The sequence below is a fragment of the Pseudomonas sp. B6002 genome, from assembly GCF_013385985.1.
Lineage (GTDB): Bacteria > Pseudomonadota > Gammaproteobacteria > Pseudomonadales > Pseudomonadaceae > Aquipseudomonas.
In genome coordinates this window covers 1-276 of record NZ_JACAOY010000037.1, presented here as the reverse complement: position 1 = coordinate 276, position 276 = coordinate 1, and positions in this window count along the sequence as shown.

The window sequence follows — 276 nt, the reverse complement described above, 5'->3', positions numbered from 1 at the left end:
CCAGCGTGTTTAACGGGGCGCCCAAGATCAAAATCAAAAGCAGACGCGGCGGCCTGGTAGCCGACCGGTTGCATTTGTTGATCGCATTCCCCTGTAGGAGCCGGCTTGCCGGCGATGCAGACACCTCGGTGAAACAGGTACACCGCGTTGATGCCATCGCAGGCAAGCCAGCTCCCACAGGGTGTCGCGTTCTGTCTGATTTTTTTGCGTTATCGTTAACGACCATCGCCGGCAAGCCGGCTCCTACAGTGGACTGCCTTTGCCTTTGCTCCACAC